Annotated in this window: 18 protein-coding genes and 5 pseudogenes; 7 read left to right on the top strand and 16 right to left on the bottom strand. The window is 66.7% G+C overall.

Annotated features, from left to right (window positions below):
* Positions 1-34: 34 nt before the first annotated feature.
* Positions 35-799, bottom strand: a complete 765-nt coding sequence (locus CFI00_RS17175) for a transposase (protein WP_207082268.1) — start codon at positions 797-799, stop codon at positions 35-37.
* A gap of 529 nt (positions 800-1,328) precedes the next feature.
* Between CFI00_RS17175 and istA (CFI00_RS17180) the strand changes: the two genes are divergently transcribed.
* From istA (CFI00_RS17180) to CFI00_RS23665, 3 genes are all read left to right on the top strand, one after another.
* Positions 1,329-2,906 (top strand): IS21 family transposase, encoded by a 1,578-nt coding sequence (gene istA / locus CFI00_RS17180; RefSeq protein WP_242532858.1) that lies wholly within the window; start codon positions 1,329-1,331, stop codon positions 2,904-2,906.
* A complete protein-coding gene (istB, locus tag CFI00_RS17185; RefSeq protein ID WP_242532459.1) occupies positions 2,903-3,682 on the top strand; it encodes an IS21-like element helper ATPase IstB in 780 nt (259 codons plus the stop codon). The genes istA (CFI00_RS17180) and istB (CFI00_RS17185) overlap by 4 nt, the downstream gene beginning before the upstream one ends.
* Before the next feature lie 1,414 nt (positions 3,683-5,096).
* A complete protein-coding gene (locus CFI00_RS23665; protein ID WP_242532460.1) occupies positions 5,097-5,777 on the top strand; it encodes an acetyl-CoA hydrolase/transferase C-terminal domain-containing protein in 681 nt (226 codons plus the stop codon).
* A gap of 308 nt (positions 5,778-6,085) precedes the next feature.
* Here the strand turns inward: CFI00_RS23665 and CFI00_RS17195 are convergent, their stop codons facing one another.
* The 4 genes and pseudogenes from CFI00_RS17195 to CFI00_RS17205 all read right to left on the bottom strand — a co-directional run bounded on the left by CFI00_RS17195 (position 6,086) and on the right by CFI00_RS17205 (position 9,704).
* Positions 6,086-7,303 (bottom strand): acetyl-CoA C-acetyltransferase, encoded by a 1,218-nt coding sequence (locus CFI00_RS17195; protein WP_207082269.1) that lies wholly within the window; start codon positions 7,301-7,303, stop codon positions 6,086-6,088.
* A gap of 858 nt (positions 7,304-8,161) precedes the next feature.
* Complete coding sequence (locus CFI00_RS23670; protein WP_242532461.1) at positions 8,162-8,458, bottom strand: SDR family oxidoreductase; 297 nt, start codon at positions 8,456-8,458, stop codon at positions 8,162-8,164.
* A gap of 100 nt (positions 8,459-8,558) precedes the next feature.
* Positions 8,559-8,789: pseudogene (locus CFI00_RS23675) on the bottom strand (SDR family NAD(P)-dependent oxidoreductase); the annotation flags it as partial.
* A 156-nt stretch (positions 8,790-8,945) separates the two neighbouring features.
* Complete coding sequence (locus CFI00_RS17205; protein WP_207082270.1) at positions 8,946-9,704, bottom strand: SDR family NAD(P)-dependent oxidoreductase; 759 nt, start codon at positions 9,702-9,704, stop codon at positions 8,946-8,948.
* Between the two features lie 656 nt (positions 9,705-10,360).
* Here CFI00_RS17205 and CFI00_RS17210 point away from each other — a divergent pair.
* The 3 genes and pseudogenes from CFI00_RS17210 to istB (CFI00_RS17225) all read left to right on the top strand — a co-directional run.
* Positions 10,361-10,594: a hypothetical protein gene (locus tag CFI00_RS17210; RefSeq protein ID WP_207082271.1), complete on the top strand. Its 234-nt coding sequence runs from the start codon at positions 10,361-10,363 to the stop codon at positions 10,592-10,594.
* Between the two features lie 446 nt (positions 10,595-11,040).
* Positions 11,041-12,084 (top strand): annotated as a pseudogene (istA, locus tag CFI00_RS17220) (IS21 family transposase); the annotation flags it as partial.
* A gap of 9 nt (positions 12,085-12,093) precedes the next feature.
* Positions 12,094-12,677 (top strand): annotated as a pseudogene (gene istB / locus CFI00_RS17225) (IS21-like element helper ATPase IstB); the annotation flags it as partial.
* A 58-nt stretch (positions 12,678-12,735) separates the two neighbouring features.
* On the opposite strand, the gene CFI00_RS23895 reads toward istB (CFI00_RS17225), so the two are convergent.
* The 4 genes and pseudogenes from CFI00_RS23895 to CFI00_RS17245 form a co-directional block, all read right to left on the bottom strand.
* Positions 12,736-13,197 carry an IS30 family transposase gene (locus CFI00_RS23895; RefSeq protein WP_277988316.1) on the bottom strand — a complete coding sequence of 154 codons (462 nt, stop codon included), beginning with the start codon at positions 13,195-13,197 and terminating at the stop codon, positions 12,736-12,738.
* Positions 13,160-13,918: pseudogene (locus CFI00_RS23900) on the bottom strand (IS30 family transposase); the annotation flags it as partial. The pseudogene CFI00_RS23900 and the gene CFI00_RS23895, both read right to left, overlap by 38 nt.
* 729 nt (positions 13,919-14,647) lie before the next feature.
* A protein-coding gene (locus CFI00_RS17240) for an IS3 family transposase (RefSeq protein ID WP_207082274.1) occupies positions 14,648-15,906 on the bottom strand; the annotation gives its coding sequence in 2 pieces (ribosomal slippage) (positions 14,648-15,561 and positions 15,561-15,906; 1,260 coding nt in all).
* A gap of 129 nt (positions 15,907-16,035) precedes the next feature.
* Positions 16,036-17,146 (bottom strand): annotated as a pseudogene (locus tag CFI00_RS17245) (IS3 family transposase).
* On the opposite strand from CFI00_RS17245, the gene CFI00_RS17250 reads away from it, so the two are divergent.
* On the top strand, positions 17,145-17,633 hold the full coding sequence (locus tag CFI00_RS17250) for a transposase (RefSeq protein ID WP_207082275.1): 489 nt from the start codon (positions 17,145-17,147) through the stop codon (positions 17,631-17,633). The pseudogene CFI00_RS17245 and the gene CFI00_RS17250 sit on opposite strands and share 2 nt — an antisense overlap.
* A gap of 283 nt (positions 17,634-17,916) precedes the next feature.
* Here the strand turns inward: CFI00_RS17250 and CFI00_RS17255 are convergent, their stop codons facing one another.
* The 7 genes from CFI00_RS17255 to CFI00_RS17285 all read right to left on the bottom strand — a co-directional run bounded on the left by CFI00_RS17255 (position 17,917) and on the right by CFI00_RS17285 (position 25,368).
* The gene (locus CFI00_RS17255) at positions 17,917-18,327 is read right to left on the bottom strand and encodes a PaaI family thioesterase (RefSeq protein WP_207082276.1); all 411 of its coding nucleotides are present in this window, start codon (positions 18,325-18,327) and stop codon (positions 17,917-17,919) included.
* Complete coding sequence (locus CFI00_RS17260; protein WP_207082277.1) at positions 18,311-19,906, bottom strand: AMP-binding protein; 1,596 nt, start codon at positions 19,904-19,906, stop codon at positions 18,311-18,313. Before CFI00_RS17260 ends, CFI00_RS17255 begins: the two co-directional genes overlap by 17 nt.
* Before the next feature lie 157 nt (positions 19,907-20,063).
* A complete protein-coding gene (locus CFI00_RS17265; protein WP_207082278.1) occupies positions 20,064-20,792 on the bottom strand; it encodes an SDR family NAD(P)-dependent oxidoreductase in 729 nt (242 codons plus the stop codon).
* 19 nt (positions 20,793-20,811) lie between these two features.
* Positions 20,812-21,972, bottom strand: coding sequence for a thiolase family protein (locus tag CFI00_RS17270; protein WP_207082279.1), 1,161 nt, complete (start codon positions 21,970-21,972; stop codon positions 20,812-20,814).
* On the bottom strand, positions 21,969-23,156 hold the full coding sequence (locus tag CFI00_RS17275; protein ID WP_207082280.1) for an OB-fold domain-containing protein: 1,188 nt from the start codon (positions 23,154-23,156) through the stop codon (positions 21,969-21,971). Before CFI00_RS17275 ends, CFI00_RS17270 begins: the two co-directional genes overlap by 4 nt.
* Before the next feature lie 14 nt (positions 23,157-23,170).
* The gene (locus tag CFI00_RS17280) at positions 23,171-24,226 is read right to left on the bottom strand and encodes an acyl-CoA dehydrogenase family protein (protein ID WP_207082281.1); all 1,056 of its coding nucleotides are present in this window, start codon (positions 24,224-24,226) and stop codon (positions 23,171-23,173) included.
* Positions 24,223-25,368 (bottom strand): acyl-CoA dehydrogenase family protein, encoded by a 1,146-nt coding sequence (locus tag CFI00_RS17285; protein WP_242532462.1) that lies wholly within the window; start codon positions 25,366-25,368, stop codon positions 24,223-24,225. The genes CFI00_RS17280 and CFI00_RS17285 overlap by 4 nt, the downstream gene beginning before the upstream one ends.
* Positions 25,369-25,439: the final 71 nt, after the last annotated feature.

Raw genomic sequence — 25,439 nt, forward strand, 5'->3', positions numbered from 1 at the left:
CAGATGCTGGATTCAGCGTGTCCAAGAACCGGGGTCAGGCCCCGATCCGGGCCGGGTCGGTCCCGAACCCGACGTGCTGGGCGTAGTCCAACCAGCCCACGTTCAGCGTCGGGTTCACCGCGTCGGCGTCGGTCACGACCGGCTTGAGGTTGTCCGGGATCAGCACCTTGAAGGCGCCGCCGAAGAACCGCCAGGCTGCCTCGCAGCCGGCGATCACCGCGACGAGCGTCTGGGAGTAGGTCAACCACACGAACATGTGCCTGCTGACCACGGCAGTGAAGATCAGCGCGTGCACCTTCCGCCGGCGACCGGTCTCCGGGTCGGTCAGGTAGCCCATCTGGGCGAAGTCGACCTGGCACTCCACGCCCGGCTCGCCGTCGGCGACCCGCACCGTGGTCCTCTTCGGTCGGAATCCGCACCGCTCGACCGCGAACCGGTGCAGCGTCCGGTACGACACCACGCACCCCTGCCGGGCGAGCAACTCCTCGATCTTCACGATGCTCAACGGCTCGGCGCCGTCGCCGCCCTTGACCCAGGCGCTGATCTGCTCCTCGTGAGCCAGCAGTAGCTCCCACGAAGCGCCGTGCCCGTTCGGCCGTGCCGGCCGCACCGCCTCGACCACGACACCGACCAGCTCATCGGTGAGCGCCTCGACACCCGCGTCGCGCGACAGGCCGGCGGCCTCGGCCGCGGCCACGTACCGGCGAGCGGTCTTCCGGTCCACACCGGCCCGCTCGGCGACCTTCCGCAGCCCCAACCCCGCGAGCCACGCCCGCAGCACCTCGAACACCTCAACCACGCTGACCTCCCTGAATCCCACCGCTGACGACCTCCGCGCCGACTGACCTGACGCGGCGATCCAACGGCCGAACCGAGGACCCACCGGCCAGGCGCGCCGGGTGGTCCCATGACTGGCAATCCAGGTGGTCCCATGAACCTGGCAGAAAACCGCTCAGAGCGGTCCCATGCTCATGGCAGGCGACACTGACGGCTCCCACTGGGCCCCGGTCGCGCACCGGGCCGCCCACGAACGACGACATCGCCCCAAGGAGAGACCAAGCTGTCGCAAAACCCGGCGCTGTGCGGATGCGGTCAACCGGCAGTGGGACACCGGGCCCCAACACCCGTCTAGGTTGTCCGTGGCCATGAAAAAGTCCCCACTGGTGGCCAGGTAGCGGTCCCCACTGGTGGCCATGTCGGGTCCCCGGTGATGGCCAGGTCGAAGTCCCCGCTCCTCGTTCTTCGCGTGTTGTAACGGCTCGTGAGGGCCCTGCGTGGTGACGGTTGGCGATGTCTGGTCAGCCGTCGTCACCACGCAGGGGTCTTCATTGAAGAACGAGAGAGAACGAATGGACATCATTTCGGCCTACCGCGAGGTGGGCACTTACCGGGGAGCGGCCGAGTTGTGCGGCACGACCCACAAGACGGTGCGTCGGGTCATCGACGCCCACCAGGCCAGCAGTCGCGGCGAGCCGCCGGCGCCGCGGGTGGAGCGGGGTCGCAACTACGACTCGGTCGCCCACCTGGTCGCGGAGAAGGTCAACGACACCGTCGGCAAGATCAGCGCGAAGCGGCTGCTGCCGGCCGCGCGTGCGGCTGGGTATGAGGGGTCGGACCGGAACTTCCGGCGGCTGGTCGCGGACGCGAAGCGCGAGTGGCGCATCGGGCAGGCCCGTGCTGGCGGACGCCGACCGGCGGTGTGGACCCCGGGTGAGGTACTCGCCATCGACTGGGGCACCGAGATCGTGGCCGGCCGACGGGTGCACGTGTTCTGTGCGGTGCTGGCCTGGTCGCGCTACCGGTTCGTCCGGTTCGGCCCCGATGAGCAGCAAACCACCACCCTGGCGCTGCTGGCCGAGTGCTTCGAGGAGCTCGGCGGGGTGCCGAAGCTGGTGCTGGCCGACCGGATGGCCTGTCTGAAGGGCAACGTGGTCGCGAACGTGGTCGTCCCGGCACCGGACTACGTCCGGTTCGCCGCCCACTACCGGTTCCGGCCCGACTTCTGCCACGCGAGCGATCCGGAATCCAAGGGCATCGTGGAGAACCTCGTCGGCTACGCCAAGGACGACCTCCTCGTCCCCTTGAGGCTTGAGGACGACGCGACCGTGTGGGCAGGCGGCTATGCCGGACTGAACACCCGCGCGCGAGCCTGGTGCACGGAGGTCAACGGCCGCCGGCACAGCGAGATCCACGCGATCCCGGACGACCGGCTGGTCACCGAGCGTGACCTGCTCGGCGAGCTGCCGTCGCTACGGCTCGAGGTGGGTCCCGCCCCGATCACCAGGAAGGTGGACAAGCTCTCCTGCATCCGATTCGGGTCCGCGCGCTACTCGGTCCCGAACCGGCTGATCGGGCGGATCGTGACGGTGCTGGTCGACGAACGCGACCGGATCCTGCGCGTGATCGAGCCGATCACCGGCGAAGTCCACGCCGAGCACGGGCTGGTGGCGCCGGGTGAGACCAGCATCGACGACGCCCACTACGACCGGCCCCGACCGGCCACACCCGAGCGTCGGGCGCGGGGCCGGACCGTGGCCGAGAAGCAGTTCTTGGCCCTGGGTCCAGTGGCCGAGCAGTTCCTGGTCGGTGCCGCCGCGGCCGGGGTCACCAAGCTCAACACCGAGATAGCCACGGTGCTGGACCTGGGCGCCGCCCACGGCACCGACGCACTGCAAGCGGCGCTGGAACGTGCGGTGGCGTTCGGGAGGTGGCGTTCCGACGACGTCCGGTCGATCCTGGCCACCAACGGACACGCACCCCGACCCACCCCGGCCGGGCAGGCGCTGGTGATGACCCTGCCCACCGTCCCGACCCGAACGCTGGACGCCTACCGGATCAATCCCGACGCCCGACCAGCCGCAGGACCGCTCCTGGACGAAGCCGTGGACGGCGGTGACGTGTCGTGACCGCCACGACCCCGCCGCCGCTGGCCACCGACCTGAACGACGGACTGAAGCGGCTCAAGATGGCCGCGATGCGCCGCCTGGCACCCGAGCTGCTCCTCACCGCGAAGACCCAACGCTGGAACCCCGAGGAGTTCCTCCGCACCCTCATCGAGGCCGAGATCGCCTCACGTGATGAGTCCAACCGGCGTACCCGGATGCGACAAGCCGGCTTCCCGGTCACCAAACGACTCGAGGAGTTCGACGTCGCCGCATCCTCGATCCCACCGGCCACGTTCGACTACCTCGCCAGCCTGGAGTGGATCCGCGCCGCCGAGAACGTGTGCCTGATCGGGCCCGCCGGGACGGGGAAGTCACACACCCTGATCGCACTCGGGATCGCGGCAGTCGAAACAGGTCACCGGGTCCGTTACTTCACCGCCGCCGAACTCGTCGAGACCCTCTACCGCGGGCTGGCCGACAACTCCGTCGGGAAGGTCATCGAGAACCTGCTGCGCCACGACCTGCTCCTGGTCGACGAGCTCGGGTTCGCGCCGCTGGACGACACCGGCGCGCAGCTGCTGTTCCGGTTCGTCGCGGCTGCCTACGAACGCCGCTCGCTCGGGATCGCGTCCCACTGGCCCTTCGAGTCCTGGGGACGGTTCCTGCCCGAGCACACCACCGCGGTCAGCATGCTCGACCGGCTCCTGCACCACTGCCACACCGTCGTCACCGACGGCGACTCCTACCGAATGAAACAGGCCCGAGCGAACGGAGGAACCCGCCTCAAGAGCAACTGAGAACCCACGAGGGGTGGGGACTTTCAGTTGGCCACCAGTGGGGACCACGACTTGGCCATTGACACTAGGTCTGGGTCGGCGACATCAAATGCCGACGTCGGCATTTGATGTCCTATGCCGATCTCCGGTCTATGCCGACCAGCCCGCCAAGGGCGCAGGTCATGAGCGGTACTGAGGTTCGGAAGGTCGGCATAGCCGCATAGTCGTCACGCTGCAGACACGGAGTGTCTGGAGGTGAGTTCCGTCACGAGAAGATCGCCGACGGCCCGGCCGCACGCGGATCGAGTTCCGCGGATACCGGTGGGTCCCTTGGCGCCAACAGTGCGGGGCGAGTGCTCGGCTGAGTATGAGCTACGTGCCCCACCGCCGTACTCATGCGGCCATGCCATCTCTTTCCAGCCGCGGTTGCCAAGGGCACGGCTGAAGTCTGGGTCGAGGCCACCCAGCCACGAGTCAACGCCCGGGGACGAAGGCCCCTCGGGCCAGTTGATCGCGCAGGAACGACCGCACTTCAGCGCGCAGACTATCCGCTGCGGGTGGCTATGTGGCCGCTGGAAGGTTGAAGCATGGATGCACCACCCCTTGCTTTCTTATAATCAAACTCAATGTAGCAAAAGTATCAGGAATAGGCTATGAATGGTAGGAGACTTCCTTGTCCGAGTCGCGCCTGCCACGCGCTGCACGGAGCGCAGCTTGAGCAGTCACTTGTCCATCCTCGGCGGCTAGGACTGGGGCCGAAGCGCAGACCGGTCGGAGTTCGGAGTTGCACATGACAGTGGTTGGAGGCTCGTCCCTTGGTGAGAGGTACGTCCCCGGTGACTTGAGGCCGCGGACCTGGGTGCGACAACGCGGACAGCTCTCGTCGATGCTGAGGGTCAATGCTCACGCAGCTGACGTCGCTCGGGCCTGTGCCCGAGAGTTGGGCGAGGAATGATGGAGGCGGCCATCTCGGAGCGGATCAGGCCGCACCTGAGAGCTGGGTCGACGGTGTGGTTCGCGGACGGGCCGTGCGCCAGTCGGACTTAGCCGCGCGCTCACCCAGGCTGCTTATGACGTCGGCGGCGTACGGCTGGTTCTCGGCTGGTCCTTCCAGGTGCCGGTCGAGCTGGACGCCGCGGCATTCCCCGATGTGCGTGCACTGGTCGGCGGTTACGGACTGCGCAGACAGTTCCGGGAACATGTTCAATACCTACCGGTGCGTCTGAGTTCGGTTCCTGCCCTGCTGCACACTTCGCTGCGTCCGGACGTCGTGATCGCCCTCTGCGTCCCTGCCAGGACGGTCTCGGGTTCGGCAGCGAGGTGGCATGGATGCGTGCGGCCGTCGATACCGGTGCGCACGTGATCGCAGAGATCAACCACGGTCTGCCCCAAGGCATCACGGGACCCGGCCTTCGCGCGGGGAAGAGTGACGGTGGTGCACGAGACGAACCGTGCTCCGCTCGAGCTTTCGCTGCCCGGGCGCACCGAGGTCACCGATGAGTTCGGGCGGCTGGCTGCGACGCTGGTCAGACCTGGCGACAGCCTGCAATTCAGTCCCGGAGGCGTGGGGGACGCCTTCTTGCGTGCACTCGACGTGCCGGTGAGGATCGACTCCGGAACCGCGGGCGATGCGGACGTGGACCTGGATGCGCGGGGTCTCATCCTGGACAGTCCGCTCGCGACGTACCTCGCGGGGAGCGGCGTGGTATATCGATGGGCTGACACGCGGCGCATACTCGCGCGGGTCGAGCACACCCACAACCTCACCCGGCTGGCCAACCAGGAGCTGGTGGCGATGAGCACAGCCCTGGAAATCGATCTCACAGGTCAGGTCAACGTCGAGGGCTTCGGTGCGGACGTGATCGCCGGTGTCGGGGGTCATCCGGACTACGCCGGAGCAGCGGTGCAGGCGATCGACGGGTTGAGCGTGGTCGCACTACCGACCGTACGGGGAGGTCGGCGCACGCTGGTCGACCGGCTCAGCACGCCCACGTCAACGACGCGGTCCGACGTTGACGTCGTGGTGACCGAGAACGGGATCGCGGATCTCCGCGGTCTCAGCGATGCCGAGCGGACCAGAGCCCTGCGGTCGATCTGGGGTTCCGACCCGTCCTGAGTGACTTTGGCTATGAGGAGGCGAACAACACCTGCGGGACGGGGCTGCTCTCGCGGATCCTGCCTCCAAGGCGTAGACGTCCTTGCTGAGGCCGGGCAGCATCAACGTCGTAAGGTACCCGTGGGCGATGGTCCCGCCGAACGGCGAGGGGCGGCTCGCTCGATGTCGACGTGGATCCACTGGTGGTCCCTGGTCATGTCTGCGAAGCGGTTTACTGTGTCCTGAGTTATGGTACCTAGTCGGTGGTGCCGAGCGTCTCGCCGATCGCCGCCTCGATCTCGACGATCGAGGAAACAGGCGGGGTTCCATCAGCTTACGCGCTCGAAGATCGCTGCGAGGCCTTGGCCGCCGCCGATGCACATCGTCTCCAGGCCGTATCGCGCCTCGCGCCGGTGCAGCTCGCGTGCCAAGGTGCCCAGCATCCGCGCGCCGGTCGCGCCGACGGGGTGGCCGAGTGAGATGCCGGAGCCGTGAACGTTGGTGCGCTCGTGGTCGGGCTCGGTGAACCCCCACTCGCGCATCACCGCCAGCGCCTGGGCGGCGAAGGCCTCGTTGAGCTCGATGACGTCGATGTCAGCAAGGGTGAGCCCGGCGCGCGCGAGGGCCGCGGCGGTCGCCGGCACAGGGCCGATACCCATGAGGTTCGGCGGCACGCCGTTGGCCGACCAGCTGACCATGCGGACCAGGGGAGCCAGGCCGAGATCGGCCGCCCTGTCGGCGGTGGTGACCAGGCAGGCGGCGGCGGCGTCGTTCTGGCCGCTGGCGTTGCCTGCGGTCACGGTCGCATCCGGGTCGGATGAGGCCAGGATCGGCCTGAGCTGAGCCAGGCTCTCCATTGTCGTTTCGGCGCGCGGGTGCTCGTCGGTGTCGAAGACCTGCTCGCCCTTCCGGCCCACCACGGTAACCGGCACGATCTCCTCTGCGAAGACGCCCGCGGCCTGCGCAGCGACGGCCCGTTTGTGGGAGGCAAGGGCGAGCGCGTCTTGCTCCTCGCGGGGGATGGCGTACTCGCGCCGTAGGTTCTCCGCCGTCTCGAGCATTCCACCGGGCACGGGGTAGTGCCGACCGCCGGCCGTCTGCCTACCACGTGTCAGGCCGTCGCGGATCCTCACGCCGGAACGGGCACCGCCCCAGCGCATGTCGAGGGAGTAGAACGCGACGTTGCTCATGGACTCGGCACCACCGGCGATGACGACATCGCTGGCCCCCGTGCCGACCTGCATCACCGCGTTGATCACGGCCTGCAGGCCCGACCCGCAGCGGCGATCGACCTGCTGGCCACCCACGGTGATCGGCAGGCCGGCGTCGAGCGCGATGACCCGGCCGATCGCCGGAGCCTCGGGGTTGGGATAGCAGTGGCCGACGATCACGTCGTCGACCTGGTCGTAGCCGATGCCGGTGCGCTCGAATAGGCCCTGCACCGCGATCACGCCGAGGTCGACCGGTGTGACGTCGACGAACATGCCGCCGTAGCGGCCGATCGGGGTGCGGACGGGTTCGCAGATGACGACGTCACGTGCGCTCATGTCATGGCCTTTCGTGGGTGGTCAGGTCAGCCGACAGCGCGGCCGGCGGGGTCTCGTCGGAGCCGCGGAGGGAGACTCGCGCTGTCATCCGCGAGCGCGAAGATCAACCTGGCCGGGTGGCCACAGAACAGCGGGGCCGGGTTGCGGTGTCGAAGAGCGCATACGTCGTCCGAGGGCGCCGCGAATCGCAGCGCCTCCGTGAGCAGGAGCGTCGAGAGCGGGCCGTGCACGACGAGCCAGGGGTAGCCCTCGACGCGGGTAGTGTGCGGCCAGACGTAGTGGATGCGATGGGGTTTGGCGGTCGCCGCGATGAAGCGCATCAGCGGCGTCGGATCGGTGGTGAAAAGTCCACGCCCGCTCACCATCGGCGATCGGTGGCGGCCCGGCAGGCGTGCGCCGAGGCAGGTGACGAATCGGTGTATGCCGTTGGCGCGGGAGCGGCCTCGTGGTAGCACAAGTCCTGCCGCCGGATCAGCAGCAGGGCGCCGTCCGGCTCGCTGAGGCGGGTGGTCGCCCTCGCCACGGTACGACCCCTCTTCTCCTCGACCGAGTCGACGACGGCCTCGCGGACCACCTCGGAGCCCGACCCACAGGTCGCCGTGCAACATCACCTCGCCGCCCGCGAACATCCGGCGCGGCATGTCGATCGGCAGCAAGGAGCCGCCGCGGCGCGGATGCCCGTCGGGCCGATGACGGAGGAGGCCGGCCAGCGGGGCAGTGCCACCCAGTGAAGCAGCAGCGGCAGTACGTCGACGGCCGCCACCGCAGGGGCACCGCTGTCGAGCCGCGCGGTCGGGGCTTCCACCGGCGCCGGGTCGATCAACTCGACCGAGCGGTCGGTGCGAGACGTCCAGCCGGTCACATGTGCCGCCCGCCCGTAACCTCGCTGACCGTGCCGGTCACGTAGGACGACAGCTCCGAGCCCAGGAACAGCGCCACCGACGCGATCTCGGACGCCTCGCCGGCGCGCCCGATCGGGATCTCGGCCATCTTGGCGTCCCACACCCTCCGCGGCATCGCCTCGGTCATCGCCGAGCGGATCAGTCCGAGCTGGATCGCGTTGACGCGCACACCGTGGTGGGCCACCTCCTTGGCCGCGGCCTTGGTCAGGCCGACGATGCCGGCCTTGGCGGCGGAGTAGTTGGTCTGCCCCATCAGCCCCACCTTGCCGGAGATGGACGAGATGTTGATGATCGCTCCCGACCTTCTGCTCGCGCATGATCGCGGCGGCCAGCCGGGTGCCGTTCCAGCAATCCTTGAGGTGGACCGCGATGACCGGGTCGAACTGGACCTCGGTCATCGTGCGCATCGTCGCGTCGCGCGTGATGCCGGCGTTGTTGACGACGACGTCGAGCGAGCCGTAAGCCGTCACCACGGCGTCGAGGGCACGTTGGACGTCCTCGGCGCTCACCACGTCACACGCGATGCCGGTAGCGACGTCCTCGCCAAGTGCTGCGGCAGCCTTGCCCGCGAGCAGTCGTCCCATCAGTTGCTTCCCTTCTCGTCTTGCGCCGCCAGTTGGGCGGCGATCAGGTTGCGCTGGATCTCATTGGTGCCGCTCGCCGACGATCATCAGCGGGGCGTTCGGAGCATTTACCCCAATGTCAACCTCCACGCTACAGTCGCCTGGAGCTGCGGAAAGTCACCGCGGAGCCAATCGAAGGGCGCCATCGAGCCGGACGGTCTCACCGTTCACATAGGGGTTTTCCAGAAGTTGAAGGGCCATTTGTGCATATTCGCCCGGATGTCCCAGGCGCCTCGGGAAGGGCACGTTTGCCTCCAAACTCTCACGGATCTCCACCCGCAACCGGGCGAGCATCGCCGTGTTGAACACGCCAGGAGCGATAGTGTTCACGCGAATCGCCGAACTCGCCAGGTCCCGGGCTGCCACAAGCGTCATCCCGTGGACTGCTGCCTTGGAGGCAGCGTATGACGTCTGGCCGATCTGACCATCGAAGGCTGCGACGGATGCGGTGAGTACGATCGCTCCGCGCTCTCCCTCACGGAGATCATTGACCGCGATCCGTGCCGCTGCCAGGCGTAGGACGTTGTACGTGCCGACCAGATTGACGTCGAGCACTTCTCGGAAGCTGGCGAGCGAGTTGGGATTTCCCTCATGGTCCAGGATCCTCAGCCTGTCGCCACCACGGCCGGCGCAGTGCACGACTCCACGAAGCGGGCCAGCAAGTTCGAAGGCCTGCTCACACTCGGCCTCGTTCGTAATATCCATCTCGACGAATTCAGCGGAACTGCCGAGTCGGCCAGCAAGGGCCAACCCATTGGAGTTCGCGAGGTCGCCGATGATGACCCTCGCCCCCGCGCCGACAAGGGCGTGACACGTCGCCGCGCCGAGCCCCGACGCACCTCCGGTCACGAGAAAGGTCTGACCATTCAGTCTCATCTGAGCTCCCGATCGGTAGAGCGAGGCATCCCGACTGCGATGCGCCACTCCTGATCCACTGCGTGTCGTGGGCGAAGGAAGCCCATAAGACCCGTTGTCCCCGTTGATGACGTCCAAACCACCCGGGCGATGAACCGACTCCTGGCGCCTTCACCAAGCAGCCCCGAGCTCGCGCGACCACGACTCGGCGGGCCATGGTGGGCCTGAGATCCTGCAGCGTTTCGCAAAGGATCAAACGACGGGGACGACCGTGCCACGCCTTACTCCCGCCTGAAGGTTGAGGATACTTTATCTACTACTCATCCCAATTGCCAGAGCCCGCGTTGACTCACGAAGACCTCCGCGTAGCTCGATACGTTGCCTCACCTGAAAGCCTCCGCGGAGCAGGGTGTCGGTCACTGGTGTCCGCGTGGGTGTCGGGGATACGCCCAGAAGATGGGTTTATGATGAGTCAGCGCCACAGGCAGTGACCAAGGCGAAGGCCGCGCTCTTATGCCGGTGCCGCGCGGGCCAAGAAGACGGCGATCCTCGACGAGTTGGTCGAGCTGACGGGTTAGCATCGCGACTATGCGCCGGCGGCGCTGCGCGACACGCTGAAGTTGAAGGTCGCCAAGCCGCGGGCGCGCCGGGGATCGACATACGGGCCGAGGATCGGCGTGGCTCTGATCAAGTGCTGGGCGGTGCTGCGCGCCCCGGCGGGCAAGCGTCTCGCGCCGATGCTGCCGTTCCTGGTGCCGCTGCTGCGCCGCGACGGGGAGCTCGACCTGACCGACGATGAGGCCGCGTTGCTGGTCGCGATGAGCGCGGCGACCACTGATCGCCGGTTGGCCGGCGAGCGGGACAAGATGATGCCGCGGGGCCGCTCCCACACCAGGCCCGGGAGCTTGTGAAGCCCCAGATCCCGATCCGGACGTGGGCCGACTGGGACGACGCTGTTCCGGGGGTTCGTGGAGATCGACTGAATCCGGTAACGGCTCGCCGCGGAGGTGCACTCCCTGAACGGGGGCAACGCCATTGCGGTGATCCGCAGGCTCAACCCGATCATCCGGGGTGGGCCGCCTACTACCGGGGAGTGGTTTCGAAGGACGTGTTCTCCGCGATCGATCATTAACCTGTGGGGACGCCTCTACCGGTGGGCACTGCGTGCCCATCCGAACAAGTCTGTCGGCGGCCACGAGAAACTGCCCGGAGACGGCCACGAAGCTGCCCACTGACGGTCATGGGATCTGCCCGACACGACGTCGTCTGCCTCGCCGCGTTGCGCGGTTGAGGCCCCTTCCTCGGGTGCGATGAGCGGGGCTGATGCGCCCTATATCGCTCCCGAGGAAGGGATGAGTTGAAGTCTGCCGAGGAGATCATGAAAATCCTGGATTCCTACGACCTGACAGGGTCGTTGCGTGATGCCGGCGAGCTGGCCGGCTGCTCCCACCACACGGTCAAGCACTATGTCGAGCGGCGTGCTGCCGGAGGTGAGCTGGACAAGGCGGCGGCCCGGCCGCAGTTGATCGATGAGTACCTACCCAAGGTCGAGGAGTGGGTCGAGCGGTCCTTCGGGAAGGTCCGTGCCGATGTGGCCCACGAGAAGCTGCTCGCGTTGGGCTACAAGGGTTCGGAGCGGACCACCCGCCGTGCGGTCGCGAAGGTCAAGAAGGCCTACTGGGCAGGACATGTGCGAGTGCACCGGCCGTGGTCACCGAGCCGGGGATGTGGCTGCAGTACGACTACGGCGACGGCCCCGTCGTGGACGGCGTGAAGACCGTGCTGTTCGTGGCCTGGCTGGCCTGGCCTGGTCGCGGTTCCGGGTCGTGCTCCCGATCCGTGACATGACGATGCGCTCGGTGTTCGCGGCCCTGGACGTGACGTTCCGACGACTGGGCGGGGTGCCGACCTACGTGCTGACCGACAACGAGAAGACCGTCACGGTCGAGCACATCGCCGGGATCCCGGTCCGGAATCCGCAGCTGGTGGCGTTCGCCGAGCACTACTCGGTGGTCGTCCACACCTGCGTGCCGGCGGACCCGGCGTCCAAGGGCGGCACCGAGTCGTCGGTGAAGATCAGCAAGGCCGACGTCGTCCCCAAGGACACCAACCTGCGCGAGGAGTACGCCTCGTTCGCCGAGCTCGAGGCGGCATGTGTGGAGTTCTGCGAGAAGGTCACCACCCGGCAGCACCGGGTCACCTGTCGGCCACCGAGATGCTCGCCGAGGAACGTGCCCGGCTTCATCCAGTACCGACGACGCCGCACACGGTCGCGTTCGGCACCACCCGGGTGGTGCCGGCGAACACGCCGATGGTGATGTTCGAGTCTGGCCAGTACTCGGTTCCCCACGCCCTGTTGGCTGCGACGGTGTGGGTCCGTGCCCATGGTGTTGGTGAGGATGAGTGGATGGCCGCCCGGTTCCCGGGCCGTAAGTCGTTGGAGGACTTCGACTACGACCATGCCCGCGGCCTGAAACGCGAGACCATCGCCCCCTGGGCACCTTGGACTTCGTCGCCGGCAAGGAGAACGTGATCTTCCTCGGTCCGCCCGGCACCGGGAAGACCCACCTGGCCACCTGCCTGGCGATCCGGGCCTGCCAGGCCGGGCACCGGGCTCAGTTCGCCACCGCATCGCAGTGGGTCGATCGGCTTGCCGAAGCCCACCACGCCGGACGGCTGCAAGACGAACTATTCCGGCTGGTCAGGTATCCGGTGCTGGTCATCGATGAGGTCGGCTACATCCCGTTCGAGCCCGAGGCCGCCAATCTGTTTCTCCAGCTCGTCTCATCCCGCTACGAACGTGCGAGCCTGATCGTGACGTCGAACAAGAACTTCGCCCGCTGGGGCGAGGTCTTCGGCGACGACACCGTCGCCGCCGCGATGATCGACCGGCTCGTCCACCACGCCGAGGTCATCGCCTTGAAGGGCGACTCCTACCGGCTGAAGAACCGAGACCTCGGCCGCGTCCCAGCGGCCGTCACCGAAGAGAACTAAGACCGAGGGGGTCAACTTTCAACCGTGGCGGATTCGAGCTTGGGTCGCAACACCAAGGTCATGACGAGGCTAGCGAAGAGGCCAGGACCTGAGCCGGCGTGATCCAATCGAGCGTCTTGCGGGGCCGTGTGTTGAGGCGCTCCTCGACCCTGCGGAGGTCCTCGACTGTGTAGGTGCGCAGATCGCTGCCCTTGGGGAAGTACTGGCGCAGCAGGCCGTTGCTGTTCTCGTTGGTCGGTCGCTGCCAGGGCTTGCCGGCGTGGGCGAAGAACACGCCCTCGGCGAACAGGTCTGCGACTTGGTCATGGCCGGCCATCTCCGAGCCTTGGTCCCAGGTGAGGGTGAGTCGCACCGATGGGGGCAGCTCCGCGAGGGTTTCGTGTAGTCCGGTGATGAGGTCCTCGGCGGTGCGCCGACCCGGTAGGTGGATGAGTTTGATGTAGCGACTTCGCCGGCAGACCAGCGTGGCCGATCGCGGATAGGCCGCCGCGACCGGTGATGAGGTCGCCTTCCCAGTCACCGACTCGGCTCCGCTCGGTCGCTTCGGCTGGGCGGTGATCGATCAACAGCGCTGGCGCGATGAAGCGGGGCGAGCGCTCGTGCGCGCGTCGGCGCCGCTTTCGCAGCGGCCGTCCGGTGCGCAAGTTCTTGGTGAGTTGCCTGCTCAGGCCGCCCTTCGCGCCGTTGTAGAGGGCTTGGTAGATCGTCTCGTGGCACACGTGCCACCGCGGCCGACTCGGGTACTCAGTCCGTAGCCACGCTGCGATCTGCTCTGGGCTCCACTCCAGCTTCAGCTTGCGCTGGACCGCCTCGCGCAACTCGGGATCGGCGGCCAGGCGCCCGCCGCGTGGACGCTCGACGCGCTCCTGGGCGCGGCTGTGCGCCAGATCGCCGTCGTAGCCGCCAATGTCATGTCTCGACGTGTTCCGACGCAGTTCGCGGCTGATCGTCGAGGGCGCGCGGCCGAGCTGGCGGGCAACGTCGCGTATCGAGAGACCCTGTCGCCGCAGGGTGGCGATCGGCTGTCGTTCCAGCAGCGACAGGTAGCGGCCAGAGCGCTCGTGCTCGACTCGTCGCAGAGGCGGCAGGCCGCCCCGCTCGGCCCGCCACCGATACCCGGTCTTTCGACCCACGCCGACCAGCTTGCAGGCCTCCACCGTGCCCACCCCGGCCAGGATCAGATGCCAGTACTCGTCCTCGAGTCCCAAACGCCGCTTACGTCCTCGTCTGCCCATCGTCATGCCCCTTCATCTAGCAGGGGTGTTGCGACGTGGTCTGGAACCCGCCCGTCGGAAAGGGGTCAGTTTTTGACCGTCGTTGACACCTCGGGCACTATGCCCAAGATGAAGGGGTCCACCGAACCGGGGTCAACTCCAATCCACACAGCGGCATGAAACGCCGAGGCTAGCCAATATGCCCCTGTCGGGGCGCCCTGGTGGGCGTGAAAATGGTCGTGTGGTCGCCCGTCGACGCCGTGCCGTCGCTCTATGGTCCCTCGAGGCCGCAGGCTAGCCGGGTGCGGGAGTCGCGTCATGGGCCCTTCATTGTTGCCGTTGAGCACGAGGACTAGATTTCGTTCCGCCCAGCGGCTCCCACGGGCGACCACCTTCATCAACAAGCGGAGGTGGGAGATGAACGACGATGTTTGCTGAGTCGACCGATGAGGAGCAGATCATCGCGAGGGTTGCAGCCCTGGACAGCGGCAAGGCCGAGCTGGTCTGCTGCGTCCGGGTCCCGGCGGCTGGTGGCGGGAACGACGCCAGCAAGAGGTCTCGACGCATTCGACGATGACCCGGTCGCTGGCCGAGCTGGCCAACAGGTTGGTCGACCTGCGGGTCGAGCGGGTGGTGATGGAGGCCACCAGCGACTACTGGAGACCGGTGTTTCTACCTGCTCGAAGCCCATGGCCTCGAGCCATGGCTGGTCAACGCCAAGGGGCCTTACCCCCGGTTCTTGGACACGGGGTGTGATTACGCAGCCCTGGGCAGCGTAGCGGTGTAGCCGGTCTCGTAGGCGACCGGCGAGGTGTAGCGGCACCAGGAATGGCGTCGCTTGGTGTTGTAGCGGACAAGCCACCTGAAGACCTGCCTGCGGCACGTCAGTTCGTCGTTCCAGCAGGCGGCGTCTTGGAGGACCTCGCGCTTCATCGTGGCGTTGAACGACTCCGCGAGCGCGTTGTCGGCCGACGACCCGACCGCACCCATTGACTGGGTCACGCCGAGTTTCCTGCAGAGCTTGGCGTACGCCTTCGAGCAGTAGACCGACCCGTGGTCGCTGTGAAAGATCGCGCCCTTGAGGCTGCCCCGGGTTGCGGCGGCGGACTTGAGGGCGTCCTCGACCAGCCCGGTGCGCATGTGGTCGGCGATCGCCCACCCGGCCAGCCGACGGGAGTAGCAGTCGATCACGGTCGCCAGATACAGGTTCGTCCCGTCCGCGAGCGGCAGGTAGGTGATGTCCCCGACGTAGCGCCGGTTCGGGGTCTTGGCGGTGAAGTCCCGCTTGAGCAGATCCGGGTACTTCTGCCCTGACGGCTCCGGGATCGTGGTTTGCACCCGCCGCTTCTTCACGTAGCCACGGATGCCCTCGGCCCGCATCACCCGCGCGACGCGCTTGTGGTTCACCCGCTCACCGGCCGGCGCGCTGTCGTTGAGCTCGGCGGTGATCCGCGGCGCGCCGCAGGTGTTGTCCTCGGCATGCAACGCCCTGATCCGCGTCGCGAGCTCGGCATCAGCGCGAGCCCGCTCCTCGCGTGCCGGGGTGGCCTTGAGCCAGGCGTAGTAGGAGGAGCGCTCGATCTCGACGAGCGCGCACAGTCGCTTCACCTCGAAGGTGGCGGAGTTGTCGGCGACGAACTGGAAGCGACTCACCAGCGCGTCTCCCCGGCGAAATACTTAGCCGCCCGCTGCAAGATCTCCCGCTCTGTGGTCAGCTTCGTCGTCTCGGCCCGCAGCGCCGCGTTCTCGGCCTCGAGCCGGGCGATCTTCTGCTCCAGTGTCTCACCGGCCGGCGGCGATGAGCTGGTCGTCGACTTGGACTGCAACGGGGTCGAGGTCAACGTCCCATCAGCAGCCGTCTTCTTGCCGGTCCCGTAGACCTCGAGCCAGTGCCGCAACGTGCCGCGCACGATGCCGAGATCCTCGGCGATACCGCGGACCGTGGCTCCCGGGGTGGACTCGTACAAGTCGACGGCCTGACGACGGAACTCCTCGGAGTAGTTCTTCCTGGCCATGATTCCTGGATCATCTCGCTTCCCCAGCAGGTGCTGGATTCAGCGTGTCCAAGAACCGGGGTCAGGCCCCAAGGACGTCAAGCACCTGACAGGACCCCATGAATCGGTCCGGCTCGTGTGAGAGCCGGTTCAGTGGATGCAGGCGGCAGCGTATCGAGCCGGGGTGAGGTAGCCCAGGGATGAGTGCCGCCGGTGGTGGTTGTATTCCTCCTTCCAGTCGCCGATGACGACCTTGGCGTGGGCCAGGGACCAGAACAGGTTGATGTTGAGGCATTCGTCGCGGAGCGTTCCGTTGAACGACTCGATGAAGGGGTTCTTCCAGGGCTCGCCGGGCGGGATGAACAACATCCCGGTCCGGCCGTAGGCCCAGTCGGCCAGCGTGGTCGCGTTCATCTCGGGTCCGTTGTCGAGCCGTAGCACCGCGGGTGCGGTCCGCCGGCTGCGCACGATCCGGTCGAGCTCGTCGGAGAGCTTCTCGGCGGTGATGGACCGCTCGACCAGGCCGCCGAGGCATTCACGGGTGTGCTCATCGATGACCGAGAGGATCTTGATCGGACGGCCGTCGGTGGTGGAGTCGAACTGGAAGTCGATGGCCCACACTTGTTGGGTGCGTCCGCGACCGGGACCGGGCCGCTGGTGGAGGACCCGGCCCGCTTGCGTCGACGCACGACCACGCGCAGGCCTTCCTCGCGCCACAGCCGCTGGATCTTCTTGTGGTTCACCGTCCAGCCCTCACCGCGGGCGTCGTGGTAGGCCCGCCGGTGACCCCACCGCGGGTGCTTGCCGGCGTACTCCCGTAGCCACTCCCGAAGTGCCGCGTCCGGGTCCTCGGTCGTTTGGGAGACCGGCTGGTGGCGTTGTGTCGATCAGTGCTGCCCGACCACCCGGCAAACGAACCGTTCACTGACCCCGAGTACCTCGACGAGGTGGTGAACGGCTGCCCGCCGGCGGGCCGGGCTCAGAATTCCCCCTTGGCGATCTCCTTCAATGCCGCCTTCTCCAGCTCGGCCTCGGCCAGCAGCCGCTTCAAGGTGGCGTTCTCCCGCTCGAGCTCCTTGAGCCGCTTGGCGTCTTGGGCCTTGAGCCCGCCGAACTGGTTACGCCACCGGAAGTAGGTCTGCTCAGAGACCCCCAGCTGCCGGGCGACCTCGGCCACCTCGGCACCCTGGGCCAGAAGCCGGTCAGCGTCCTGAAGCTTGCGGACCACCTGCTCGGTGGTGTGTCGCTTCCTTGTTGTCATGGGTCGAGCCTCTCCGCCCGCACACGCGGGCATCAAGACTCTCACTCGACCCGGACCGACCAGAGGGGGTCACGCCACCGGCACCGGGTACGTCCACTCGGTCACCGCGACCGCGGCGAACATCCACGACCTGGACGAGGCGGTCAATCTGGTGCGTGCCGATGACGAGGTCGTCTACGCCGATGCCGGCTACCAAGGAGCCGAGAAGCGGCCCGAGATCGCCGGGGACGAGCATCTATCGGGGGACGAGTGGCGAGTCGCTGCTCGCAAGGGCGTGCTGGAGACGATGACCGATCACGACGGCGCGTTGGAGTCGCGCAAGGCGTCGGTGCGGGCGACGGTCGAGCATCCGGTCTTGATCGTCAAGCGTGACTTCGGGTTCACCAAGACCCGCTACTGCGGCATCGGGAAGAACCTGAACCACCTACACATGCTGTTCGCCTCGGCGAACTGGTTGATGCGGGCACGTGCCGTCGCTCCAATGTGATGACGGCCAGGCGTCAGCCAGCCGAAACCTCCCACCAGCGCTCCGAACACCGGGCCCCGGGGTGCCGTACCAGGGCTCTGACAGCCCCCTCAGCGTCACCCAATGGCTGCGGTCGGCTCCCTCGCACGCGAACTGGCCTGTTGATCAGCGCATCCCTAGAGACACCTCCCGCTGGTCAGCCAACGGTCACCATTTGATGGCGGGGAGTAGTTCGTGATTTCCGGCAGGACTGCGCCCCGTATCATGCGCATGCCGGTGCGGGGGAGTCTCAGCCGAAAGCCCCTTACTGGCGGTCACGGAGCAGGAAACTTCCGGACGCGGTGGCGATCAAGACACCGTCGAGGTTAAGAACTTCGGCACGCGCATGAGCGATCGACCGTCCGGCACGCAGCACGACCGCATCGCACTCGAGGTCGTGCGCCGCTGCCGATCGCAGGTAACTGACGGATAGGTCGATTGTCGGCCCCAGTCTTGGGTGCACGACGGACAGCACGGACCAGCCCATGGTCATGTCGCATAGCGTTGCGATCACCCCGCCCTGGACGACCCCGAGCATCTGCAGGTAGTGAGACCGGAACGGCATCCGCAGCCGGGCCTTTCCGTTTGCGCAGGAGAGAACGCGGACCCCCATGTGACCCGCCAGGAGATGCGGAGCGAAACCCAGGTCCATCAACTCGTCAAACGATTCGGTCACTAGTCGACCCGTCCTCCTGGAGGAACCGCTGCTTCAGCACGAACTTCTGAATCTTGCCACTTCCGGTCTTTGGGAATTCGTCTATAAGGACGATATGACGGGGCACCTTGAACCACGCGAGTCGCTCCTTCAGGTGCGCCCGAAGGGCCTCCGGGCTGGCGCTCGCGGCAGGCAATAGCTGCACGTACGCGACACCGACCTCATCCAGCCGCTCGTCTGGCACCCCGATCAGCGCGGCCATCGCCACGGCTGGGTGCCGCATGAGCAGAGTCTCCACCTCGATGGGGTCGACGTTTTCGCCGCCGACGCGCAGGATCTCCTTGATCCTGCCCGCAAAACGGACAAAGCCCTCGGGAGTGATCGACGCCGCGTCCCCGGTGCGGAACCAGCCCTCGCTGTCGAGAACCTCCTCCGTGGCCGCCGGCTTCTTGTAGTAGCCGAGCATCACCGGGTGCCCCCGGACAACTAGCTCGCCGACGGTGTCCGAACTGAGTGTCTCGCCATCCGGGCCGACGACCTTCACCTCAAAGCCAGGAAGTGGCTTGCCGACGGTATCGGCGCGGAACCCCATCGGATCGTCCAGAGTGCAAAGGGTGGTGATCGATGTTGTCTCGGTCATTCCGTAGACATTGACGGCTGGCCCCATCCTCTCCGTCGTTAGCCGCACCAGGTCCCCGGTTCCCGGGGTGAGGCAGAGTCGGACCGAGGACAAGTCACGCTTGTCGAAATCCTCATGCTGCATCTGGTCGTAGTACATAGTGCTGATGCCGTAGACCACAGTGGCCCGCTCGCGCTCCATTAACTCCAGCGACCTGGCTACGTCGTACTCCTCGACCAGAACAATCTTCCCCCCAGCGTACAAATATGTGACCACCGCCGCAGCTCCGAAGACATGATAGAGCGGCAAGTAGAGAACCACGGCGTCCTGCGGCGACAGCTGCATCCGATCCGCGGCGTCTGCCATGTTACGAATGACCGCGTGCGAGTGCATCGCGCCCTTCGGGAACCCCGTGGTTCCTGACGTGTACAGCGTTAGCACCACGTCGTCCGGTCCGACCGACGCCTTGCGCTCGGCCAGCGCCTCCGGGCTTACCTCGTCCGCGCGCGCCAGCAACTCTTCGGCGCCAATCGCACCCGTCGGCACTGTCGCGCCCACAACTACCAACGTCCTCGCGCTCACCCGATCGTCCCGCAGCACCCTCAGGCCCTCGTCTGCCAGCGAGCGCCCGCGCACCTGCCCCCCCACAATGAACATCACTGAGTCCGACTGGCCGACGACATAGCCGATCTCGTCCACCTGGAAGGCGGTGTTGACGGGGACCAGCGCAGCCCCGATCTGAGCAAGAGCCAGGTGAATCAGGACCCACTCCAACCGGTTGGTCATCATCAACGAGACTCTGTCGCCGTGCGAGATACCCGCGGCCATTAGCGCCCTGGCCCAGACGTCGGCTTCCTCCGCAAGTCTCTGGAAGGTGCGCCGCTGGTCACCGAAGACGTACGCCTCGCGATCGCCGAACCGCTCAACCGCGCTCTCCAGCAGTTCCCCGATCGTAGCCTCACTCAGATCGATCGTCATCATCGCTAGTGCTCCTCTTCCATTCTACGTGAATCAGTTCTGTGCCAGTTGCCGGTTGCCGCCATGCGAGGCGGGATAGGGGTGCATCCCGACCTGTTCCTCTGCAGTCAGCTCATCGCGTGCAAGGTTCCCGCCCTCAGCGTCAGTCCTGGCGCTCACGTCAGCTCGCCATGTAGCTACCACCGTCGACGCACAGCACCTGTCCGGTGACGTAGCTCGCGGCTTCGCTGGCAAGGAACTGGAAGGCCTGAGCCACCTCGTCGGTCTCCGCCCAGCGGCGGAGCGGAATCCGGTCGAGGTACTGCTGCGCGAACCGTTCGTCGGTGCGGATAGTCTCCGTCATCTTCGTGGCTGCGGCCGGCGATACCGCGTTGACCCGGATTCCGCACCGGCCGAGCTCACGGGCAGCGGACTTGGTGATCGCCGTGATCGCGCCCTTGGCCGCCGCGTAGTTGATCTGGCCCACCGTGCCGGCCAGGCCGGCGGACGACGTGACATTGATGATCGACCCTCCAGCCCCGGTCGCCCTCATGGCGCGGGCCGCTTCCCTCGTGCCGAGGAAGGTGCCACGGACATGGACGCGGATGACGAGGTCGAAGTCGTCCACCTCCATCCTGTAGAGCATGGCCGGACGAGTGACACCTGCATTGTTGACCCAGACTCCTAGTACGCCCAGGTGTGGGACAACGGCCTGTGCGATGCGCGCCACGTCGCCCTCGTCACCCACGTCTGCCACAACTGCCACGACGCGGTGGCCGAGCTCGTTGAGCTTTTCCACGGCGGCATGAACCGCGTCCTCGTCGCGGTCGACCAGCACCACCCCGGCACCAGCCTCAGCCAGCGCGGTTGCAACGGCTAGGCCGATGCCCTGCGCGGCGCCGGTCACCACGGCCGCTCGTCCGTTGAGATCACGCACTAGGGCCCTCCAGCACGGTTATCGCGGACACTGCTGTCGGTCCGCCTACATTGTGAGCAAGGGCCCATTTGGCCCCATCGACCTGATTGACCGCATGGCCACGTAGCTGCTCGAACAGCTCGGTGCACTGAGCGATTCCGGTGGCGCCCGGTGGGTGTCCTTTGGACAGAAGCCCGCCGCTCGGGTTGACCGGGAGCGAGCCGCCGATGGACGTCTCCTCCTTCTCGAGCAGACGCGGCGCCTCACCCCGACCGCAGAAACCGAGGTCCTCGTACGTCATCATCTCCACGCCCGTGAAGCAGTCGTGCACCTCGGCGACATTGATGTCCTGCGGGCCGATGCCCGCCATCGCGAAGGCTTGCTTCGCAGCCCGCCTGGTCGCTGCGAACGAAGAGAGATCCTCCTTGTGGGCGTGCATGATCCTGTCCATCCCAGTGCCGACTCCGCGAACCCACACCGGGTGATCGGTGTACCGGTTGGCGATGTCCTTGCTGACCAGAAGGACGGCGGCCGCGCCGTCACTCTGCGGCACACAGTCGAGAAGACCGAACGGCTCGACGACCATGGGTGCATTGAGCACCTGTTCCATGCTCACCTCGAACCGGAGGTGTGCGTGGGGGTTCGTGGCACCGTTGTGATGGTTCTTCATCGCTACACGAGCCAGGTGCTCGCGGGTTGCCCCGAACTCATGCATGTACCGAGCCACGTGAAGAGCGAAGCTTCCCGGTGAGATGAGCCCGAGCGGAAGGTCCCACGCCATGTCTCGGTTGGTGGACATCCATTCCCAGAAGGTCGAGCTGGACGAGGTGTCACGCACTTTGTCGGCGCCCAGGACGAGTGCGACGTTGACATACCCTCCGCCGACGGCGTACACCGCCTGCCGGATCGCGTCGTTCCCACTGGCACAAGCGTTCTCGACCCTGGTCACCGGGATGTCGAGGAGCCCGCACGTGTCCGCGAGCAGTCCAGCCGGGAAACCGTCCACGCTTTGGACCTCGCTAAACCACGCGGCGCCGATCTCGTCGGCCCGCATGCCCTTGTCGACGCTGTCCAACGTCGCCTGGAACGCCTTCGCGACCATGTCCTTGAGGCTCTGGTGGAAGAGCTCGCCGAACGGGATCATCCCGGCGCCGACGATCGCGACCTCTCTCATGACTGCTCCTCAGGTTGAAAGGCGTACCCGTAGTCGGGGATGCCGGCTCTCGTGGCGATCCGCCGAAGCACCAGCTGTCCTGTGGCGCCGATGCCGGCTCGGCCCGGCTCGTGATCTGTCACGTGCGCCAGGACGCGGACATCGCTGCCGGCGAGGTCGACCACGGCGAGTGAGTAAGGGACGGTCTTGCCAGGCACGGCTGCCCTGACGGTGACGACGGAGTAGATGCTCGCGGCGCGAGGCAGCGGCTTTAGGCTCTGGGAGTACATCGAACCGCACGTCTGGCAGCGGACCCGTGGTGGATAGTGCACCGTTCCGCAGGGACAAACACCGGCCTTCAATCCGACCTTGGCCTCGAATGCTCGCTCGTACGCAGCCAGGGACGCCGGGAGCTCGATCGAACCCACAGGAGTCTGCGCCGCACCGGCAGGCCAGGGCTCTCGTTCCTCGACGAACACCGGCAGGGCACCGTCGACCGTCACCCGGACAGCCAGTCCGTGGCCGTTTTCGACGCCGACCAGGCGGGTGGACCCCGTGACGTCGGACAGGCAAGCCAGGACGAGCAGTGGGGATGCCGCTTCCACCTCCGCGACGCCGTGCTCTGCCTTCGGTGCGAGCCTTCGGACCTCCTGCTCCGGGACGCCGGCTACAGCGAGCGATTCCGGTTCGAGGTCGTCGGCGAGTCCCTGGATCACGCGCTTCCAGCCGCGCTCCCGCAACAGCCGGGGATCGTCATACAGCAGATCGGCGGCACCCGGCAGTGGCACCGTGCGCACCGGGACGCTGTGGCGCACCTGGCCGCATCGCTCGATCGAGACCGGGCCCGGACCTACCAGCGCTGCCGCAGAGGCGGTGGGGGTCTTCTGGTCGATAGCGATCACCAGAGTCCCGGGAGCAGACGAGAGCAGCGCGTCCAGGGTTTCGGGGGCGCCACCGAGCCTCTCGACGAGAGGCGTGCCCGGGTCGAGCCCAAGGCCTTCGAGTACCACCTCTGGTGTGGTCCCGAGCAAGGCGTCCGGGCGACGGCCCACCAGGACCACCCGGTCGACGGACGCGAGGTGCGACCCGAGCAGGCGTCCCGACGAGATGGCCAGGGTTGCGGAGTCCTCATCGTTCCCCGCCATCCGACGACCACGCTTGTCAGCCCAGACCGGGCGATATGTTGCGAGGGCACTGATCTCCACTGCTTCTCCCCTGTTCATGTTTGGGTCACAGACGGCCAGAGGGCGTCCGCACCTTGGTCCCTCACGAGCTCCCCCAGGCGTTGCTCCCACTGGCCTTCGGTCCCGTTCTCGTCGCGCCAGGACCAGAGCCGCCGAGTGAAATGCTGCAGGCGGTGCTCACGCGTAAAGCCGATGGCTCCGTGGATCTGGTGGGCGATCGTGGCCACCGTCGTCGCGGACCGCGCGCTGCGGACCCTTGCGGAAAGGATCGCCAACTGAGCTTCCGGTCCTTCGGACATGGCTGCCTGCACGGCACCCTCGGCGGAAGCTCCGGCCACCAGCACCTCACCGGTGAGAAGCGAGATCTGTTGCCGTACCGACTGGAACGACGCCAGGGGCTTTCCGAACTGCTCACGTTCCTTCACGTACCGGACACACAGGTCGAGAACCCGGTCCAGCGCTCCCGCCAGCAACAACGAGGTGGCAAGTGCCCGGCGTACGTCGAGCTCGGAGCCCAGCCGCGACTCGACCTCACGAACGGATGCCTTGAAGACGTGGGCGTCCAACGTCACGCGACCGCAAGGTTCGCCAGCCGCGTTCGTGCCTGCCTCGACATTGGTGCTCGACGAGTCCACTTCGGTGATGACAAGGCCCTCTGAGGACTCGGCCAGCAGGATCATCGAGTCCGAGACTGCTGCCCATGGGACGTCGCTCACGGATCCCGTGATCAGCCAGCCTTGATCTGTGCTGTCAGCACGCAGGCCGGATCCGGAAACCACGACAACGGCCCCACTGCGGTGAGGCAGGCCGGTCCGCGCCCGTAGCCACGGCGCTACCAGGAGTGCGTCTCCAACAGGGACCGGCGCGGCGAACGCTGCACAGAGCCTGACGATGGCTGCCGCGTCGGTCAGGTCACCCCCGGCACCTCCCTCAGCCTCAGGGCGCCCCACCTCCAGCAGCTCGAGCTCGGTCAGAGTCTTCCACAGCTCGCTGTCCAGGGTCCCTTCTGCGGCCTCCACTCGCTCCGGGGAGCAGGCGTCGGACAGGACGCTGGTCAGCATCTGCCGCAGCTCGTCGCGTTCGTCGGTCACAGCCCGAGTCCCTTCGCCACAATCCCTCGCAGGATCTCGTTCGTGCCACCACGCAGGGTGAAGCCGGGTGCGTGCATCACAGCGTTCGTCAGCAACTGCCTGAAGGCACCGTGCTCATCCGCACCGTGCAGAGCGGCCTTGCGGACGGCCTCGATGACCTCGCCCTCAAAACGAGTGCCGATCTCCTTGACCAGGGCGGCCTGGACGTTGGGAGTCGATCCCCCGTCGAGGGCAGCCGCTACCCGCAAGGACAACTGACGAATCGACCACAGCTGGGCGACGAGCTGGCCCGCGGTCGCTAGAGAACGGGGGTCTGAGCAAGGCTCCAAGATCCGGACGAACTCGACCAGCAACTGCATGGTGCTCAGGAACCGCTCGGGTCCACTTCGTTCGAAAGCCAGCTCCGAGGTGACCTGCTCCCAACCGCCCCCGACACGTCCGAGGACCATGTCATCGGGGACAAACACATCGTCGAGCACGACCTCGTTGAAGTGGTGCTCGCCCGTGAGGAGGTAGATCGGCCGGATCTGGACACCTGGGGACGAAAGGTCGACCATGAGTTGCGACAGCCCGACGTGTCGGTCGCTCGTCGCGCCCGAGGTCCGACACAGTGTGATCATGAAGTGGCAGCTATGGGCGCCACTGGTCCACACTTTGGTGCCGTTCAGTCGCCAGCCGCCCTCGACCTGCACGGCTTTGGTGCGCACGGATGCGAGGTCTGAGCCGCTGTCCGGCTCGGACATCCCGATAGCCCAGTAGGACTCGCCGCGAGCGATCGGCGGTATGAGGCCACGGCGCTGTTTCTCGGTGCCGAAGCGCAGCACGGCTCCGCCTGACTGTCGATCGGCCACCCAGTGTGCTGCCACGGGTGCGCCTGCCGCCAGCAGTTCCTCGACTACGACGAATCTCTCCAGCGCAGAGCGTTCACCCCCGCCGTACTGCCGTGGCCACGTCATGCCCAGCCAGCCCCGGGCACCCAACCTCTTGCTGAACTCGGGGTTGAAACCGGCCAGCCACGTGTCGACTCCGGGCCGGAACGTGCCTTCCTGCTGCTCGCTCTGCAGGAAGGCACGCACCTCGGCCCGCAGGCCGGGGACGGTCTCCGGCAGCACGGCCAAGGGCAGGTCAAGCACCGATTGCACGCGCGCTCCTTTGACTCTTTCTTATAATCAGGATGAGTATTGGTTAAAGTATCAGGAATTGTGGGAGGCTG

It is taken from the genome of Nocardioides sp. S5, from assembly GCF_017310035.1.
In the GTDB taxonomy this organism is placed as follows: domain Bacteria; phylum Actinomycetota; class Actinomycetes; order Propionibacteriales; family Nocardioidaceae; genus Nocardioides.